Here is a 17,271-nt window from a genome sequence, read left to right on the forward strand (position 1 = left end):
GCGGGTCACTTCTCCTGTCCGCCAGCAGGGAGTTGCCCCATGTCTTCAGAAACGTCACGCCCGACCGACGAAGCGTCGCGTCCCACCGACGAGACGTCACGTCCGGCCGCCACCCGTCGCCAGGTCCTGGCCGGCAGCGGCGCGGCCATCGCCTCCATCGCCTTCACGGGGGCCTTCTCCGAACTCTTCGCGGGCACCGCCGCCGCCCGGGGACACAGCGGCTACGGCCCGCTCGTGCCCGATCCCGACGGCCTGCTCGACCTGCCGAGGGGCTTCCGCTACCGGGTCCTGTCCCGGGAGGGCGAGCAGCTCCGTTCCGGCGAGGGCCGGGTGCCCAGCAACCACGACGGCATGGCCGCCTTCGCGGGCCGCCGCGGCCGCGTCCACCTGGTGCGCAACCACGAGAACCGGGTCACGGGAAGGATCCCGGTGCCGGTCGTCGAGGGCCTCACCTACGACCCGATGGGCAAGGGCGGCTGCACCGCCCTGGAGCTGGACGGCCGCAACAACGTCCTCGGCGAGCGCGTCGCCATCGCCGGTACGGCGGTGAACTGCGCAGGTGGCCGCACCCCCTGGAACACCTGGCTGACCTGCGAGGAGACCGAGGACAAGGCCGGTACCAACGGGTACACCAAGGACCACGGCTTCATCTTCGAGGTGGACGGCGCGGACCCGCGCCGCACCGGGGCCGTGCCACTCACCGCGATGGGCCGCTTCCAGCACGAGGCCATCGCGATCGACCCGAGCAACGGGATCGTCTACGAGACCGAGGACGCGTTCGAGAAGCCGTTCGGGCTCTTCTACCGCTTCCTGCCGGACAGGCCGCTCGGCGGTACCGGCTCGCTGCGGGCCGGCGGCCGGCTGGAGGCCATGCGCGTGCCGGGGGTCCCCGACCTCTCGGCGATCCAGGAGACCGGCGCCTGCTTCGAGGGCGTCGAGTGGGTGCCCGTACCGGACCCGCTGGCGGCCGGGACGCCGATCCGGTTCCAGGACTTCGGCCCGAAGGGCATCACGCACGCGCAGAAGCTGGAGGGCTGCTACTGGGGCGGGTCCTCGGTCTACTTCGTCTCCAGTTTCGCGCGCAGCACGGAGGGGTCGGCCGCCGACCACCACGGCCAGGTGTGGCGGTACGAGCCGAAGCGGCGCCGGCTCACGCTGGTGATCGTCTTCGGCCCCGACAAGGACGTCCAGCTGCCCGGCGAGTCCCCCGACAACATCTGTCTCGCCGCCGACGGCGGTCTGATGGTGTGCGAGGACGGCGACGGCGCCCAGCACGTGTTCGGGCTGACCCGGCGCGGCGAGGTGTACGCCATGGCGCGGGGCCGGCAGAACATCGGGACGCCGGAGGAGCCCGAGTGGGGCGAGTTCGCCGGGGTCACGTTCTCCCCGGACGGCGGGACGATGTTCGTGAACTGCTACACGCCGGGGACGACGTTCGCGGTGACGGGGCCCTGGCGCTGACGGGCCCCGCGGTCTGACGGACCGGGCGGGCCGCCGGGCCCGCCCGGGGCGCGGGCCGGTGGGCACTGGGCCGGCCGGGGGTAGCGGTATGTTTATCCGCCTCCGGCCGGAGTGCCGTCCGTGATCACGCCCCGGGTGATCGTCTACGTTCCGCAAGTGATCAACTCTGCACGAAGACTTACGGTGATGGTGGCTCTGGGAGCCGTACTGGGTACTGCTCCGACCGGTTGCGGGATGGACGGCGCCGCGACGGGGAGCGGCGCGGCGGATGTCGGAGCCCATGCCCCGCAGCGCACCGCCCTCCCGGTTCCGCCGTCGCCCTCACCGTCCGTGGAGGCGCCCCCGGCCCCGTCGAAGCCGCCCGTCCTGGCTCCGGGGCCGGCCGGTCTGACGCCGGTCTTCGAACGGGCCCCGAGGACCGCGGACAAGGTCGTGGCCCTCACCTTCGACGCCGACATGACGGCCGACGAGGGACCCCGCGCGAAGGCGGGCGAGCACTTCGACAATCCCGGGCTGATCGCGCTGCTGCGCCGGCTGGAGGTGCCCTCGACCGTGTTCATGACGGGGCGATGGGCCGAGCAGTACCCGGAACAGGCCAGGTCGATCGGCACCGATCCGCTGTTCGAGGTCGCCAACCACTCGTACAGCCACTACGCCTTCGCATCCCCCTGCTACGGGCTGCCGACCGTGGCGGAGGACGACATGCGCGCCGATGTGGAGCGGGCCTCCGCCGCGTTCCGGCGGGCCGGTGTGCGCAACACGGTGCCGTACTTCCGCTTCCCCGGTGGCTGTCACGACGACGCGTCGCTGCGCGCCCTCGCCCCCGCGAAGGTGACGGCGGTGCAGTGGGACGTGGTCAGCGGCGACGCCTTCGCGACGGACGCGGACGCGGTGGCCGAGCAGGTACTGGCCGGGGTGGAGCCGGGGTCGCTGGTCGTCATGCACTGCACCCGCAGCGCGGCGCCGGTCACGGACGAGGCGGTGCGCCGGGTGGTTCCCGAGCTCCGCGAGCGCGGCTACCGCTTCGTCAAGGTCTCCGACCTGATGCGGACACGGCCCTCCTGACGGACCGGTCCGCCCCTTCCGACGGAGGCTCAGCCCGAGCACGCCGTGCGCTGGGCCTCCTGCCACTCGCAGACCGGGCAGAGCGTGATGCCCTTGACGGACTCCGGGTACTCGGTCGGCTTCCGGCAGAGCACGCACGCGGCGTACGGGGGTCCGGCGGGCTCCGTGCCGTCGGACACGGGAGACGTGGGCGGTGCACCGCAGTACGCCCCGTCCGGAATCCCGCCGACGCCCTCTTCCACACGCTCGTCCATGCGTACGAGCCTACTCAGCCGCGCACCGGGGCGAGCCGGCACGTGAGCGCCGCCGCCGCGGCGGCGAGGACGAGAGCCAGGGCGAGAGCCAGGACCGGCACGTGCACCGTGCCCGTCCGCGAGCCGGTGACCAGGCCCGCCACCGCGGAGTTCGCGGGCGATCCCTCGGCCACCAGGACCAGCAGCGCGGCCGCCACGGTGGCGGCGACGGACCAGCCGCGCCGGTGCAGCAGCGGCCGGGTGCACAGCGCGCCCACGGCCGCGCCCAGCAGCACGCAGCAGGCGGCGGCGAGCAGTCCGGCGATCCCGGCGGGCAGCAGCGGTACCCGCACGCCGTTGTCGGCACCGGCCGGCCTGCTGATCACCAGCACGATCACGGTGCCGGCCGTGCCGAGCAGCCCGGCGCAGCCGAGCGCGGCGAGCAGCGCCGCCAGATGGGCCCGCACCGGTCCGGCCGCGGCGGCGGTGACGGTCCGGGCGGCGGGCGGTTCCTGGTTGACGCAGAGCCGCACGAGCCAGGCGGTGACGGGCAGGAGCCCGGCGGCGGCGTAGCCGAGCGAGTCGAGGACGGGCCGGCCCCACTGCACACCGACGGCGAGGAAGGCCGCGTACAGCAGCACGGGGGCGAGCCAGTGCTGGGAACGGACCAGCAGGGCGGTCTGGTAGCGCAGGAGCGCGGTCATGATGCCTCGGGGGTCGAACGGCCTCGGGACACCGGTGCGGTACCGGAGGTCGTGCCGTCGGGCGCGGCAACGGTGGCCAGCCCACGGATGTGCCAGGGCGGACGGGCCGTGAGCAGGGCGCGCAGCAGCGCGTCGGAGTGGGCCGCCGCGACGGTGAGCCGTACGCCGTCGGCCAGGGGGTCCCGTTCCGGTGCGCCCGGCAGCCCCTCGGGCAATGCGGCCCCCGCCGGTCCCGTCGCCTCGATCCGGACCCGCGGCCCGGTCCGCGCCGGTCCCGTCACGGGTACGGCGAGCAGGCCCCGCCCCTCCACCCGGTAGCCGGCGTCGACCGATCCGGCGAGCCTGAGCGGGTCGTGGTCGACGTAGACGACGGTGGCCCCCGCCGCGACCCGCTCGGCCACGGCCCGGTCCAGCTCGTCGCGGGCCGCCGCGTCCAGTCCGGTCCACGCCTCGTCCAGGACCAGCAGCTCCGGTTCGGCCAGGAGCGCCTGGGCGACGGCGACCTTCTGACCGGTGCCCTTGGAGAGTTCCGGGAGCGGGGTGCCGGCGTGGCCGGCGGCCCCGAAGCGGTCGAGCCACGACCGTGCGCGGTCCGCTGCCTCGGCGGACCGCAGGCCGTGGACACGGCCGAGGTGGACGAGGTATCCGGCCGCGGTGAACGGCAGCGCGGCCGAGAAGCGTTCGGGAACGTATGCCGTACGGGGCCGGCGGCCGGTGATCCGGCCCTCCGTCGGGGTGTCGATCCCGGCGAGCAGCCGTAACAGGGTCGACTTGCCGGTGCCGTTGGCCCCCTCGATCCGGATCAGGGTGTGCGGCGGCAGATCGAGGTCGATCCCGCGCAGCACCCATGGACCGCCGAGGCCGTAGCGGCGGCCGACGGCGTTCAGTTTCAGTTGGCCGTCGCCTTCTCGGGCTTGGCCTCGCTGGGCCGCACGATCACGAATCCCTCGCCGTCCAGCCGCAGCTGGATGGCCTCGCCGGAACCGCCGCGGATCATCGAGCCGAAGCTCTGCGAACGGTTCAGCGAGGTGGTCAGGTTGGCGCTCCAGCCGACCACCGCGTCGGTGTCGACGAACACCGGCTGATGCGGCGTCACGGGGATCACGATGGGGTGGCCCTCGCACATCAGGCCGAGCTTGCCGTAGCCGGTGAAGACGCTGTTGAAGAGGCCGCCGCCGGTCATCCCGGCGCCCTTCACGGTCTTTATCTCGTAGGAGATCGTGGGGTCGAAGCAGAGCACGTTGCGGCCGTTGATCGTGAGGACGTCGCCGTGCTCCAGCTCCACGATGAAGCAGTTGGCGGCCTCGTGCGCGAACCACGCCTCGCCCTGGCCGCGGACCGCCATCAGCGGCAGCCCCTCGCCGGTGACGGCGCGCTTCAGCATGCCTCCGATGCCCTGGCCCTTGCGCTCGAACTGCAGATCGCCGCGGAAGGCGATCATCGCTCCCTGGCGGGCGTGCATCTCGCCGTTGACGGCGTACTTGATGGATTTGGCGTTCTGCAGGGTCATCCCGGGGACCGTCGCCTGCTGCGCCAGGTGCTCGCTGGAAAAGAGATCGCTCTTCATGGGGTGCATCCTCACCCGGAGTATCCCGTTCTGCCAAGAAACGCTGCCCGGGCGGCTGGCAGACTGGGCGGGTGAGCAGCGAAGACATCCCCGAGTCCCCGGCCGTTTCCCGGCCGTCCGAGGCAAGCGGCCCGTTCGGATCGCGGCGGACGGACCGCGACGAGGCCCCGCAGTACGTCCTGCCGCTGGTCGTGCACATCGAGAAGACGGCTCCCCCGGCCCGTACCGACGCGCTGCAAACCGCCGCCCGCGCGGTGCTCGTGATGCTCTCCGACGAGCGCTCGGCCGGCGAGGGCGAGTGGGCGCGGGTGATGCGGGACTGGCAGGACGCCCGGATCCGCAAGGTGGTGCGGCGGGCGCGCGGTGCGGAGTGGCGCAGGGCGTCCGGGCTGCCGGGCATCACGGTGACCGGCGAGAGCGCCGAGGTGCGGGTCTTCCCGCCGGTGCCCCTGGACGGCTGGCCGAAGGAGCTGGCGAAGCTCCAGGTGTCGGGCACGGAGCTGGACGACCCCGGACCGCCGCCCGCGCCCGTCCCCGGGGAGCCGGTGCTGTGGCTGAACCCGGAGCTGGACATGTCGGCGGGCAAGGCGATGGCGCAGGCCGGGCACGGCGCGCAGCTCGCCTGGTGGGAGCTCTCGGAGACTGACCGCAAGGCGTGGCGCGAGGCGGGCTTCCCGCTCTCCGTGGCCGCCGCGGACCCGGAGCGCTGGCGCGGCCTGACAACGGGCGGACTGCCGGTGGTGCGTGACGCCGGGTTCACCGAGATCGCCCCGGGCTCGTGCACGGTGGTCGCCGACCATCCCGCGCTGCGCGGCTGAGCACCGCCCGTTGTCACAGGCGGCGCCTATGGTTCCGCGCATGACCGTTCCCGGGATCATTCCGATCAAGCACGAGGCCGACTACCGCACGGACACCATCGGGCGGTGGCGGGACGGCCAGTTCTTCGCCTCCGTCACCGGGGCCTTCCCCGAGGACCGGAGCTTCGGCGACGACTGGCAGGAGCAGAAGCGCTGGTGTGCCGTGCTCCACCGGTTCGACGCGGCCGGCCGGCACCTGGACTCGCGGATCCGGGTCACCGGCACCACGGCGGGCGGCGAGCGGGAGGCGATCGCCGCCGCCCGGCTCCTGCTGGACGAGTGGCTGGAGGCCCTGCCGGAGCGGCACTACGAGGACATCGCGATCGCCCCCTTCGCCGTCCGGTCCGAGGGCATCCTGTTCGGCCTGGTCGTCGAGGAGGGCGACGGTACGGACCCCGCACGGGCGGAGTTCCTCCCCGACTCCCTGGGGGTTCTTCGCCCCCTGGGACGGTTACTACGACACCTGAGCCCGGCCGGGCCGGGGCGGCCGGTAGCGTCGGCCGCATGCCCGAACTGATCGCGCCCACCGTCCTGCTGCACTCCGCCTGGATCGAGGCACATGAAGAGTGGGGGCCCGGCCCCCACGAGGACGGGTTCGGGCTGGAGCCGTCCGACGAGGTCGACTCGCCGGCCGGGTTCGCGGCCTGGGTGGCGCGGCTGACCGGGGAGGCGGCCCCGGCGGGGACCGGCCGGGCGGGATGCGCGTACCGGTGGATCGTCGAGGACGGGCGGGTGCTCGGCGGGATCGCGCTGCGGCACGGGTACGACGGCCTCGTGCCGCGGTTCGGGCACATCGGGTACGGCGTCCGGCCGTCCGCCCGGCGGCGCGGGCTGGCGACCTGGGCGCTGGGGCGGATGCTCGACGAGGCGCGGGCGCTGGGCCAGGACCGGCTGCTGATCGTCTGCGCGGCCGGCAACCTCGCGTCGGCGCGGACCATCGAGCGCCACGGCGGCGTCCTCGAAGGCGTGCGGGACACCGGGCACGGCCCCGCACGGCACTACTGGATCACGCTCCGGCCCGCCCCGGAGAACCGGTAGGCGGTCCGGGAGGGGCGTACGCGGCGGTCCTCGGCCCGCCCCGCACCGCGCGACCGGAGCGGCTGTCCCCTCGGCGATCCCGGTCCCGCCGGTCCGGAACCTCAAATCATCCTCTGAACGTCCTCCTTTCCGGATTCACCACCGCCCCTCGGGGCCATCAGCCCTGCACGGAGCGGAGGAGGGGGACGACATGAAGCTGGGAATCGGCATCGGATGGCGGCCGGAGATCGCGGCCGCCGTCGAGGCGCTGCCCGGGATCGACTGGGTGGAGGCGGTCGCGGAGAACATCTGCGCCGGCCATCTGCCCGATTCGCTGGTACGGCTCCGGGAGCGCGGCGTCACCGTCGTCCCGCACGGCGTCTCGCTGGGGCTCGGCGGGGCCGACCGCCCCGACGCGGACCGGCTCGCCGATCTGGCCGCCAGGGCCGAGCTGCTCGCCGCCCCGCTGGTGACCGAGCACATCGCGTTCGTACGGGCCGGGGGGCCGCGCACCGCTTCGGCCGCCCTGGAGGCCGGCCACCTGCTGCCCGTGCCGCGCACCCGGGACGCCCTGGACGTGCTGTGCGAGAACGTGCGCATCGCGCAGGAGTCGCTGCCGGTGCCACTGGCCCTGGAGAACATCGCGGCGCTGATCTCCTGGCCCGACGAGGAGCTGACCGAGGGACAGTTCCTCGCCGAGCTGGTCGAACGCACCGGGGTCCGGCTGCTGATCGACGTCGCCAATCTGCACACCAACCACGTCAACCGGGGCGAGGACCCGGCCACCGCGCTGGACGAGCTGCCGGTGGAGGCGATCGCGTACGTCCATGTGGCGGGCGGGATCGAGAAGGACGGCGTCTGGCACGACACCCACGCCCACCCGGTCACCCGGCCGGTCCTCGACGTCCTCGCCGAACTCCGCTCCCGGGTCGACCCGCCGGGCGTCCTGCTGGAACGCGACGACGACTTCCCGCCGGCCGGTGGGCTGGCGGCCGAACTGGCCACGATCCGCGCCACGCTGGACCGGGCGGCGGCCGGGGCGACGCCCCCGGCAGCGGCCACCGGCGCCGCGCACCGGCCGCCCGCCGGCGCCGCCGCCGTCGCGGACGGCGTGCGGGACCGGCTCGCGGGCGCCCAGTCCGCGTTGCTCCGCGCGCTCGTCGCCGGGGACCCCGCACCGCCCGGCTTCGACGCGCACCGGATCGGCGTCCAGAGCCACGCCCTGGCCGCCAAACGGGCCGGGGTCGTCGCCAAGGTGGCCCCCGAGCTGCCGAAGATCCTGGGCGCCGGTTACCGGCCCGCCTTCCTCGCGTACGCCGGGAGCACCCCCATGTCCGCCGGTTACCGGCGCGACGCGCTGGACTTCGCCGAATCGCTGCTGATCGCGGGACAGCCCGCCGACGAAGCGGCCCGGCGCGAACTGACCCACTGGTGGCAGGACCGGGCCGCCGCGCGACCGCCGCGCCGCACCACCCGGCTGATACGGGCGGCCCGCGCGGCCCTGGTCGGGAGGTGACCGGCATGAGCGTCGTCGCGGGTCTGCTGGACATATCGGTCATGCTCTCCTCGGTCCTCCTGATCGCGGGGCTCGCGCGTGCCCGCCGCGGCCCCGGCGGCCCCGTCCACGACCTCCACGAGGTGGCCTTCCTGAACGGCGGTCCCGGCAGGGTGGCGGACACCGTGCTCACCGCGATGCACACGGACGGCCGGATCGCCGTCGGCGGCCCGGGGATCGTCGCCGTCCGGCGGGCCGAGGCGCACGACCCGGTGGAACGCGCGGTGCTCCAGGAGCACGCCGCCGGCTCCAGCGGTGCGCTGCACACCCTGCGCGAGGCGGTGATGCGGCACCCCGCCGTGCAGGAGATCGGCGACGGGCTCGCCGCCCGCGGCCTGCTGGCCCCGCCCGCAGCCGGTCGGACGTGGCGCCGTTGGGGCATCGCCCAGGGGCTGTTCTGTCTGCTGGCCGTCCCGGTCTCCATCGCGGTGACGGTCTCCCAGTACACGTCCGCCGACCCGGCCGCCGAGTCCCCCGAGCCCTTCGTCCTGAAGGTGCTCCTGGTCCTGCTCGTCGGCGCCCTCGTCGGCTTCGTCTGCGCCCGTGTCGCCCGACGGCGCGTCACCGGGGCGGGGCGGCGGGCCGCCGCGGCGTACGCCACCGCCCTGACGCAGGACCCGTGCCCGGCTCATCTGGTGGCCACGCGCGGGCTGCGGTACCTGCCCGACTCCGACTTCCACGCGCAGCTGGTCGCGGCGGCGCGGATGCGCCCGGCGGGCGGGCGGCCTGCGGGCCGGGTGCCCTCGTCGTCCCAGGACTCCTCCGCGTTGTTGCTCGCGCCGGTGGTGTGGTGCGCCGGTGCGGAGCCGGGGCACGGCAGCTGCGGCAGCTCCGGGGACGGCAACGGGGGCGGCGGGGGCGGGAGTTGCAGTTCGGGGTCGGGCTGCGGTTCGGGGTCCGGGTCGAGCTGCGGCGGGTCGGGCGGCTCCAGTTGCTCCAGCGGTGGTTCCAGCTGCGGCGGTGGTTCCAGCTGCGGCGGCGGCTCCTGAATCCGGGCGGCGCCCCGCCGGCGCCGCCGAATCGTCCGCATGGTGAACAGGCCATGGTCATCCACGTCCGTCTCGCATAGGAATCTGCCATGTTCTGGGTACTGTTCCTGCTGGTCGCCTGGGGGGCGGCAGCCTTCTCGTGCATCCGGCTCTGTCTTGTCGCGGCCCGCACGGGACTGCTGCCGGACGCGTCCGACGACGACGCGCGGGACCTCGGCGCCGGTCATGAACTGACCCTGTACGAGACCGCGTTCCTGGCCGGTGGCCCGCACCGGGTGATAGATCTGGCGCTGGTCACCATGCATCTGCGCCGACGGCTGCTGCTCGCCCACACCGGCTGGGCGACGGTGGTCGACCCGGAGGGCCGGGACGAGGTGGAACGCACGGTGATCCGTGCCATAGGGCCGCAGGGCCAGTCGCCGATACCGCCGGTGCGGGCCGCGGCGGCGGCCGCCGACAGTGTGCGGGCCCTGGCCGACCGGCTCGTCGCCGCCGGGCTGGCGCGCCCGGTCGGCGCCGGGAGCGATGTGGCCGCCGCGGTGCGCGGGGTGCGCGGCGCGGCGCTGCTGGTGGTCGCGATGGCGGCCGTCGTACTGCTGGTCCCCGGCCAGGACCACGGCCCCGGCGGTCCGGTGGTGGCACTACTCGCCTGGTTCGGGCTGCCGCTCGCGCTGACGCTGGGCTGTCTGGCGATCGCCCGGATCGAGGTCCACCCGTACAGTTCCTGGGCCTCGCCCGCCGGTCAGCGGCTGCTGGCCGCGAACGAGGTGCCGCCGGGCCACGACGTCCTGTCGGCGCTCGCGGTGCGGGGGGTGAGCGCCGTGGACGATCCGGCGCTGCGGTCCGCGCTCGGGGGCGGCAGCGGCGGTCCGGCGGGGCACGACCGGTAGCACGGCGGCAGGTGCCGGTACGGGAAAAACACCGGTGCGGCGCGCGGGACGCGCGCCGCACCGGGAGCCGAACCCGGTGTCGCTGGAACGACGGGCGGCGCGGAACGCGCCGTTGCCCGCCCTCTGATCTTCCGGGCTGGGGTGGTCGGAACCCGCTCGCTACGCGAGCCCGGCCACCAGGTCTGCGACGGACTTCCTGCGTCCGGTGAAGAACGGGATCTCCTCACGGACGTGCAGTCGCGCCTCGGAGGCCCGCAGGTGACGCATCAGGTCGACGATGCGGTGCAGTTCGTCGGCCTCGAAGGCGAGGATCCACTCGTAGTCGCCGAGCGAGAACGAGGCGACGGTGTTGGCGCGGACGTCGGGGTAGCCGCGGGCCATCTTGCCGTGGTCCGCGAGCATGCGGCGACGGTCCTCGTCGGGCAGCAGGTACCAGTCGTAGGAGCGCACGAAGGGGTAGACGCTGATGTAGTTGCGCGGCGTCTCGTCGGCCAGGAAGGCCGGGATGTGCGACTTGTTGAACTCGGCGGGGCGGTGCAGCGCCATGTTCGACCAGACCGGTTCGAGTGCCAGGCCCAGCTTGGTGCGCCGGAAGAGGTTGTACGCCTCCTGCAGCTCGTCCGCGGTCTCGGCGTGCCACCAGATCATGATGTCGGCGTCGGCACGCAGGCCGGAGAGGTCGTAGGTGCCGCGGATGGTGATGTCCTTGGCTTCGAGCTGGTCGAACAGCTCCTGGACCTCGTCGGCGTAACCGGCCCGGTCGGCGGGCAGGACGTCGCGCAGCTTGAAGACGGACCACAACGTGTAGCGGATGACCTCGTTGAGGTCCTTGGCCTTCTTGCCCGCGTTGGGGCCCTTGCTTGATTTCACAGTCTCAGGCGCACTCATACGGCTATTGTCCCGCCTCGCTCCGAGTGCCCTGAACCAGGGTCGGCGTGGCGATGATCTCTTCCGCCGGGCGGCCCGTGAGCTCGTGGACGATCTCGTCCGCCGCGCGGTGGGCGCTCGCGACGCAGGCGGGGATGCCGACGCCGTCGTAGACCGCCCCGCAGACCCGCAGCGCGGGCAGTTTGGCGACCTCGGCCCGGATCCGCTCGACCCGCGGGAGGTGGCCCACGGGGTACTGGGGCAGCCCGCCGATCCACCGGGTGACCTCGGTGTCCACGGGCTTCGCGGTCAGCCCCGTGGCCTCGGCGAGGTCACGCAGCGACACGTCGACGAGTTCGGTGTCCTCGCGGTGGATGTGGTCCTCCTCGCCGTAGCGGCCGACGGAGGTGCGCAGGACGAAGAGGTCGGGGGCGGATTCGGCGACCCAGCCCCACTTGTGGGTGGAGAAGGTGGACGCCTTGATGGTGCGGCCGTCGACCGGGGGGACGAGGAAGCCGGAGCGTCCGGCGAGCGCGGTCGTGGTGTCGGTGTCGGAGCGGCGGAACGCCATGGTGACCAGGGCCATCGACGCGTACTCGACCCCGGCCAGCTCGGCGGAGGCCGCCGGGGACTCGGCGGCGAGCAGGGTGGAGGCGGACCAGGCGGGCGCGGCCAGCACGATGCCGTCGGCGGTGATCACCCGGGCGTCGGTGCGGACGTCCCAGCCGGTGGTGGTGCGGGTCAGGCCGAGGACGGGGGTGGCGGTCAGGATCTCCCCGCCGGCCGCGCGCACCGCGTCGGCGACCGCTCCGGGCAGGGTGCCGATGCCGCCGTCGATGCCCTGGAAGACGGGCCCGGTCCGCTGCCGGGCCGCGGCGCGGTCCTGGACGCGGCGGACGGCGTCGAGGAGCGGGCCGCCCTCGCGCACCGCCTCGAAGAGCTGGGGCACGGCGGCGCGCATCGAGATCCGGTACGCGTCGCCCGCGTACACGCCGCCGAGCAGCGGTTCCACGAGCCGGTCGACGACCTCGCGGCCCAGCCGGTCGGCCACGTACGCGCCGACGGCGACGTCGTCGCCGACGGTGGTCGGGGTGAGGTCGCGCTCCTGCGCGATGCGGGCGAGGCCCTCCGGGGAGAGCACCTCGGCGAGCGCCGCCGGATCGCCCGGCACGCCCATCACGTGGCCCTTGGGCATGGGCCGCAGGGCGTCGCGGGTCCAGACGGACGCGGTGGTCGTGGCGGGCGGCTGCAGGCGGTCGCCGAGCCCGACGGCGCGGGCCAGGGCGACGGCCTCCGGCCGGCGGGCGAGCATCGACTCGGCGCCCAGGTCGACCCGGGCCCCGGCGACCTCGCCGGTCATGAGCTTGCCGCCGAGCCGCTCGGTGGCCTCCAGCAGGGTGACCCGGAGACCGGCGCCGAGGAGCCGGTGTGCGGCGGTGAGGCCGGCGATGCCGCCGCCGATGACGACGACGTGTCCCGGCCCGGTGTCCGCGCTGTTGCTTGAACGCTGCATGCCCCCACTCTCTCAAACCCGTCCGGGCGCCCATCCGCTTCCCCCACGTCGTAGCGTGGGCCCCTCGGACCAGGGTTTTCCGTTCGGATCAGGTCGGATCCGGGCGGGGCCCCGGGCGTCGGAGGGACGGGCATGGCGGCGGAGCGACTGGTGATCATCGGCGGTGACGCGGCGGGCATGTCCGCCGCGTCCCAGGCCCGCCGGCTGCGGGGCCCCGGCGAACTGGAGATCGTCGCCTTCGAGCGGGGCCGTTTCACCTCCTACTCCGCGTGCGGGATCCCGTACTGGGTCGGCGGCGACGTGGCGGAGCGGGACGAGCTCGTGGCCCGTACGCCCGAGGAGCACCGGGCCCGCGACATCGACCTCAGGACGCGTACCGAGGTCACCGAAATCGATGTGGCCGGGCGGCGGGTGCGGGCCCTGGACCTGGGGACCGGCGAGTCGTACTGGACGGGCTTCGACAAGCTGGTGATCGCGACGGGGGCCCGGCCGGTGCGTCCGGCGCTGCCCGGCATGGACGCGCCCGGGGTGCACGGGGTGCAGACGCTGGACGACGGGCAGGCGCTGCTGGACTCGCTGGACCGGGCGCCGGGGCGGCGGGCGGTGGTCGTCGGGGCGGGTTACATCGGTGTGGAGATGGCGGAGGCGCTGCTGAAGCGCGGCTTCGAGGTGACCGTCCTCAACCGGGGCGAGCAGCCGATGGCGACGCTCGACCCCGACATGGGCCGACTGGTGCACGAGGCGATGGACGGCATGGGCATCACCACGGTCGGCCGGGCCGAGGTCACCGCGATCCTCACCGGGCCGGACGGCCGGGTGCGGGCGGTCGCGGCGGGCGACACCTCCTACCCGGCGGACGTGGTGGTGCTCGGCATCGGGGTGGAGCCGGAGACGACGCTGGCGCGCGCCGCGGGCCTGCCGCTGGGCCCGCACGGCGGTCTGCTGACCGATCTGTCGATGCGGGTCGTCGGGCACGGGGCCATCTGGGCGGGCGGCGACTGCGTGGAGGTGCTCGACCTGGTGGCGGGCCGGACCCGGCACATCGCGCTGGGCACCCACGCCAACAAGCACGGCCAGATCATCGGGTCCAACGTCGGCGGCGGCTACGGGACGTTCCCGGGGGTGGTGGGGACGGCGGTGAGCAAGGTGTGCGACCTGGAGATCGCCCGCACCGGTCTGCGCGAGAAGGACGCCCGCGCGGTGGGCCTGCGGTTCGTCACGGCGACGATCGAGTCGACGGGGCGGGCGGGCTACTACCCGGGGGCGCTGCCCATGACGGTGAAGATGCTGGCGGAGTACCGCACGGGCCGGCTGCTGGGGGTGCAGATCGTGGGCCGGGACGGGGCCGCCAAGCGGGTGGACGTCGCGGCCGTGGCGCTCACGGCGGGGATGACGGTGGAGCAGATGACCGCCCTGGACCTCGGGTACGCGCCGCCGTTCTCACCGGTCTGGGATCCGGTCCTGGTGGCGGCCCGCAAGGCGGTGGCGGCGGTGCGGCGGGCGGGCGCCGCCTGAGGGCCTCGCCGGGGCCGGGCGGCCCCGGCGAGGCCCTGCGGGAGTGCTGCCGCCCGCGCCGTGCTCAGCGCTCGGTGCTGGTGTGCACGTACTCGACGAGCCGGGTCAGCGCGTCCGGGTCCATCGACGGCATCACGCCGTGGCCCAGGTTGAAGATGTGGCCCTCCAGGCCGGCGGCGGCGTCCAGCACCTCCTGGGCCTTCTCCTCCACCGTCGCCGTCGGCGCGAACAGCACCGCGGGGTCGAGGTTGCCCTGGAGCGCCTTGCCGGGACCGACCCGGCGGGCGGCCTCGTCCAGCGGGACGCGCCAGTCGACGCCGACGACGTCCGCGCCGGCCTCGCCCATCGGGCCGAGGAGTTCGCCGGTGCCGACGCCGAAGTGGATGCGCGGGACGCCGTAGGGGGCGACGGCGTCGAAGACCTTCGCCGACGCGGGGAGCACCGAACGCCGGTAGTCGGCGGGGGCGAGGGCGCCCACCCAGGAGTCGAAGAGCTGGACGGCCGAGGCCCCGGCCTCGATCTGCACCTTGAGGAAGGTGCCGGTGATCTCGGCGAGCCGGTCGAGCAGGTCCGCCCAGAGCTCCGGGTCGCCGTGCATCAGGGCCTTGGTGTGCTCGTGGTTGCGGGACGGGCCGCCCTCCACGAGGTAGCTGGCGAGGGTGAAGGGCGCCCCGGCGAAGCCGATGAGCGGGGTGGCGCCCAGCTCGGCGGTGAGCAGGCCGATGGCCTCGGTGACGTAGGAGACGTCCTCGGGCGTGAGGTCGCGCAGCCGGGCCAGGTCGGCGCGGGTGCGGACGGGGTCGGCGATGACGGGGCCGATGCCGGGCTTGATGTCGAGGTCGATGCCGATGGCCTTGAGCGGTACGACGATGTCGCTGAAGTAGATCGCGGCGTCGACCTTGTGGCGGCGGACGGGCTGCATCGTGATCTCCGCGACCAGCTCCGGCATCATGCAGGAGTCGAGCATCGGGATGCCCTCGCGGACCTTCAGGTACTCGGGCAGCGAGCGTCCGGCCTGGCGCATGAACCAGACCGGGGTGTGCGGCACGGGCTCGCGGCGGCACGCCTTCAGGAACGCCGACTCATGGGTGGCGGAGGTCTTCGTCTGCTGGCCCATGGGGCGATCGTTGGCACTCACACCAGGAATCTTCGCACGAAGCCGCAAGCAGCCGGGCCCGCCCGGGTGTCCCTCCCTGCGCGAAGCCCCGGTTCCGCCTACTCTTCCCCGCATGGCTCCGGCTCAGGGACAGTTCTCCGATCAGACCGATGGCGCCGCCACCAGTGACGGCGAGGAGGGCGGCTTCGTCCCGCCCGCGTTCCGTTCCGCGGTGGACGCGTTGCATTCGGCGCGGCTCCGACCCGAGCTGGAGGTGGAGCCGACACGACCGCCCAGGCGGCTCGCCCCGTACGCGTACGCCCTGGAGGCCGCGGTCGTCGACGGCGAGGAGGACCTCGCCGACGGCCGTCTCGTGCTGCTCCACGACCCGGCCGGGCAGGACGCCTGGCGGGGCGCCTTCCGCCTGGTGACGCTGGTGCGGGCCGAGCTGGAGCCGGAGATGGCGTCCGATCCGCTGCTGCCGGAGGTGTGCTGGTCCTGGCTGACCGGCGCGCTGGAGGCGCGCGGTCTGTCGTACGGGGAGGCGGGCGGCACGGTGACCCGGGCGGGGTCGCACTACTTCGGGGCGCTGGGCGGGAGACGGCCGGCGACCCAGATCGAGATCCGGGCGTCCTGGACGCCGCGCGAGGGACACGGCGGGGTCCCGGACGCCTCGGCGCACCTCATGGCGTGGGGCGATCTGCTGTGCCAGGTCGCCGGTCTGCCGCCGTCGGATCCCGTGGACGCGACGGTGGTGACGCTCCCTCAGCGCCGCGGCCCCCAGGCCCACTGAGGCGCCGGACCCGCCACGGCGTCGCGATGTCCGTCGGGCCGTCGTGGTCCGGAGCCGTCGGCCCCCTCTTCTTTTCTGGCCGAAACCCATCCCCATCCCGGTAACCGCGCGTCACATTCGACGCACCGTTACCGGCGTTCTTTTCGTACAATCAATCGAATGTCCGGTTTGCCAGGAATTGTTACTCACTAAATCGCGATCTTCCCCTAAAGGAGGGCGGGCCCACTGCCGAAGAGGTCAATGACCCTTCAAGCACGGTTCGCCCCGGCTTCATCCCCGAGCCGGCCCGTTCCCGCCACTCCCCCCAGGAGGCCTGGTGTCCGTTCTCCTAGAGCAGCCCGCAAGCCTGGTCGCCTACCGCCCGAACAAGCCGACGGCCATGGTCGTCGTGGCCGACCCGCGCGTCCGTTCCACCGTCACCCGCCATCTGTGGGCTCTCGGAGTACGTGACGTCATCGAGGCGTCGTCCATCGCGGAGGCTCGTCCCCGCGTCGGCAACCCGCGCGACATCTGCGTTGCCGACGTCCACCTGCCCGACGGTTCCGGGCTGACCCTGTTGTCCGAGACCCGGGCGGCCGGCTGGCCGAACGGGCTCGCCCTCTCCGCCGCCGACGACATCGGCGCCGTGCGCAACGCCCTCGCGGGCGGCGTGAAGGGCTATGTCGTCACCGGCACCCGAACCAATATCGGCCATCCCGCCCGCCCCGGCGTCGCCCCCATCGGCGCCAACGCCGCCCGTATGCACCGCCGGCCCCCCGGCACCCCGAGCCACCCGGGCGGCTACCGAGAACTGTCCGGCCGCGAGGTCGAGGTCCTGCGGCTGGTCGCCGAGGGCCAGTCCAACAAGGCCATCGGTGTCTCCATGGGGCTGTCCGCCCTGACCGTCAAGAGCCACCTCGCCCGCATCGCCCGCAAGCTCGGCACCGGGGACCGCGCCGGAATGGTCGCCGTCGCCCTGCGCACGGGAATCATCCACTGACGCCACCGTCCCGGCAGGTCCGCGCGGCCCCGCCCCGGGGACCGGCCGGTTTGCATGCATCGGCGCGGGGGGGGGGGGGCGGGCGCGGGCGGGGGGGGGGGGGGCAGAAAAAGAAAACAAGAACTGGGAAGAACGCACCCGGACGACGCCTCCCCCGACACACACAACTA

The 17,271-nt window shown here is 73.9% G+C and carries 18 protein-coding genes; 11 read left to right on the forward strand and 7 right to left on the reverse strand.

The features are described 5' to 3' along the window. Nucleotides 1-39 precede the first annotated feature (39 nt). Entirely contained in the window at nt 40-1,461 is a 1,422-nt protein-coding gene (locus ACFYW1_RS01835; RefSeq protein ID WP_388985639.1) for an alkaline phosphatase PhoX, read from the forward strand. A 186-nt stretch (nt 1,462-1,647) separates the two neighbouring features. Further along, nucleotides 1,648-2,526 (forward strand): polysaccharide deacetylase family protein, encoded by an 879-nt coding sequence (locus ACFYW1_RS01840; RefSeq protein ID WP_388985641.1) that lies wholly within the window; start codon nt 1,648-1,650, stop codon nt 2,524-2,526. A gap of 29 nt (nt 2,527-2,555) precedes the next feature. On the opposite strand, the gene ACFYW1_RS01845 is transcribed toward ACFYW1_RS01840, so the two are convergent. Genes ACFYW1_RS01845 through ACFYW1_RS01860 form a run of 4 tightly spaced genes read right to left on the reverse strand, consistent with a single transcriptional unit; the run spans nt 2,556 to nt 5,030 of the window. Further along, nucleotides 2,556-2,780 carry a hypothetical protein gene (locus ACFYW1_RS01845; RefSeq protein ID WP_388985643.1) on the reverse strand — a complete coding sequence of 75 codons (225 nt, stop codon included), beginning with the start codon at nt 2,778-2,780 and terminating at the stop codon, nt 2,556-2,558. 14 nt (nt 2,781-2,794) lie between these two features. After that, nucleotides 2,795-3,463, reverse strand: a complete 669-nt coding sequence (locus ACFYW1_RS01850) for an ABC transporter (protein ID WP_388985644.1) — start codon at nt 3,461-3,463, stop codon at nt 2,795-2,797. Next, nucleotides 3,460-4,308 carry an ATP-binding cassette domain-containing protein gene (locus ACFYW1_RS01855; protein WP_388985646.1) on the reverse strand — a complete coding sequence of 283 codons (849 nt, stop codon included), beginning with the start codon at nt 4,306-4,308 and terminating at the stop codon, nt 3,460-3,462. Before ACFYW1_RS01855 ends, ACFYW1_RS01850 begins: the two co-directional genes overlap by 4 nt. Nucleotides 4,309-4,352: 44 nt before the next feature. Continuing rightward, on the reverse strand, nt 4,353-5,030 hold the full coding sequence (locus ACFYW1_RS01860) for an AIM24 family protein (RefSeq protein ID WP_388985648.1): 678 nt from the start codon (nt 5,028-5,030) through the stop codon (nt 4,353-4,355). A gap of 71 nt (nt 5,031-5,101) precedes the next feature. On the opposite strand from ACFYW1_RS01860, the gene ACFYW1_RS01865 reads away from it, so the two are divergent. The 6 genes from ACFYW1_RS01865 to ACFYW1_RS01890 all read left to right on the forward strand — a co-directional run bounded on the left by ACFYW1_RS01865 (nt 5,102) and on the right by ACFYW1_RS01890 (nt 10,338). Next, nucleotides 5,102-5,848, forward strand: a complete 747-nt coding sequence (locus ACFYW1_RS01865; RefSeq protein ID WP_388985650.1) for a peptidyl-tRNA hydrolase — start codon at nt 5,102-5,104, stop codon at nt 5,846-5,848. 40 nt (nt 5,849-5,888) lie between these two features. Continuing rightward, nucleotides 5,889-6,404: a hypothetical protein gene (locus tag ACFYW1_RS01870; RefSeq protein WP_388985652.1), complete on the forward strand. Its 516-nt coding sequence runs from the start codon at nt 5,889-5,891 to the stop codon at nt 6,402-6,404. Then, nucleotides 6,392-6,925 carry a GNAT family N-acetyltransferase gene (locus ACFYW1_RS01875; protein ID WP_388985654.1) on the forward strand — a complete coding sequence of 178 codons (534 nt, stop codon included), beginning with the start codon at nt 6,392-6,394 and terminating at the stop codon, nt 6,923-6,925. Before ACFYW1_RS01870 ends, ACFYW1_RS01875 begins: the two co-directional genes overlap by 13 nt. A 190-nt stretch (nt 6,926-7,115) precedes the next feature. Beyond that, nucleotides 7,116-8,420: a DUF692 domain-containing protein gene (locus tag ACFYW1_RS01880; protein WP_388985655.1), complete on the forward strand. Its 1,305-nt coding sequence runs from the start codon at nt 7,116-7,118 to the stop codon at nt 8,418-8,420. Nucleotides 8,421-8,425: 5 nt separating this feature from the next. Next, nucleotides 8,426-9,448 carry a TIGR04222 domain-containing membrane protein gene (locus tag ACFYW1_RS01885; protein ID WP_388985657.1) on the forward strand — a complete coding sequence of 341 codons (1,023 nt, stop codon included), beginning with the start codon at nt 8,426-8,428 and terminating at the stop codon, nt 9,446-9,448. 89 nt (nt 9,449-9,537) lie between these two features. Then, nucleotides 9,538-10,338, forward strand: coding sequence for a TIGR04222 domain-containing membrane protein (locus tag ACFYW1_RS01890; RefSeq protein ID WP_388985659.1), 801 nt, complete (start codon nt 9,538-9,540; stop codon nt 10,336-10,338). Nucleotides 10,339-10,497: 159 nt separating this feature from the next. On the opposite strand, the gene hemQ is transcribed toward ACFYW1_RS01890, so the two are convergent. Further along, on the reverse strand, nt 10,498-11,226 hold the full coding sequence (hemQ, locus tag ACFYW1_RS01895; RefSeq protein ID WP_388985660.1) for a hydrogen peroxide-dependent heme synthase: 729 nt from the start codon (nt 11,224-11,226) through the stop codon (nt 10,498-10,500). Between the two features lie 4 nt (nt 11,227-11,230). After that, nucleotides 11,231-12,718 (reverse strand): protoporphyrinogen oxidase, encoded by a 1,488-nt coding sequence (gene hemG / locus ACFYW1_RS01900; protein ID WP_388985662.1) that lies wholly within the window; start codon nt 12,716-12,718, stop codon nt 11,231-11,233. A 132-nt stretch (nt 12,719-12,850) separates the two neighbouring features. Here hemG and ACFYW1_RS01905 point away from each other — a divergent pair, with 132 nt between their 5' ends. After that, on the forward strand, nt 12,851-14,233 hold the full coding sequence (locus ACFYW1_RS01905) for an FAD-dependent oxidoreductase (protein WP_388985664.1): 1,383 nt from the start codon (nt 12,851-12,853) through the stop codon (nt 14,231-14,233). Nucleotides 14,234-14,297: 64 nt separating this feature from the next. Here the strand turns inward: ACFYW1_RS01905 and hemE are convergent, their stop codons facing one another. Next, the gene (gene hemE, locus ACFYW1_RS01910; protein ID WP_388985666.1) at nt 14,298-15,371 is read right to left on the reverse strand and encodes a uroporphyrinogen decarboxylase; all 1,074 of its coding nucleotides are present in this window, start codon (nt 15,369-15,371) and stop codon (nt 14,298-14,300) included. 91 nt (nt 15,372-15,462) lie between these two features. Here hemE and ACFYW1_RS01915 point away from each other — a divergent pair, with 91 nt between their 5' ends. Next, the gene (locus tag ACFYW1_RS01915; protein WP_388985668.1) at nt 15,463-16,122 is read left to right on the forward strand and encodes a DUF3000 domain-containing protein; all 660 of its coding nucleotides are present in this window, start codon (nt 15,463-15,465) and stop codon (nt 16,120-16,122) included. A gap of 316 nt (nt 16,123-16,438) precedes the next feature. Beyond that, complete coding sequence (locus ACFYW1_RS01920; RefSeq protein ID WP_148840003.1) at nt 16,439-17,101, forward strand: response regulator transcription factor; 663 nt, start codon at nt 16,439-16,441, stop codon at nt 17,099-17,101. The last annotated feature ends 170 nt before the right edge of the window (nt 17,102-17,271 follow it).

Origin of the sequence: Streptomyces sp. NPDC002669 (genome assembly GCF_042889165.1) — a bacterium.
Lineage (GTDB): Bacteria > Actinomycetota > Actinomycetes > Streptomycetales > Streptomycetaceae > Streptomyces.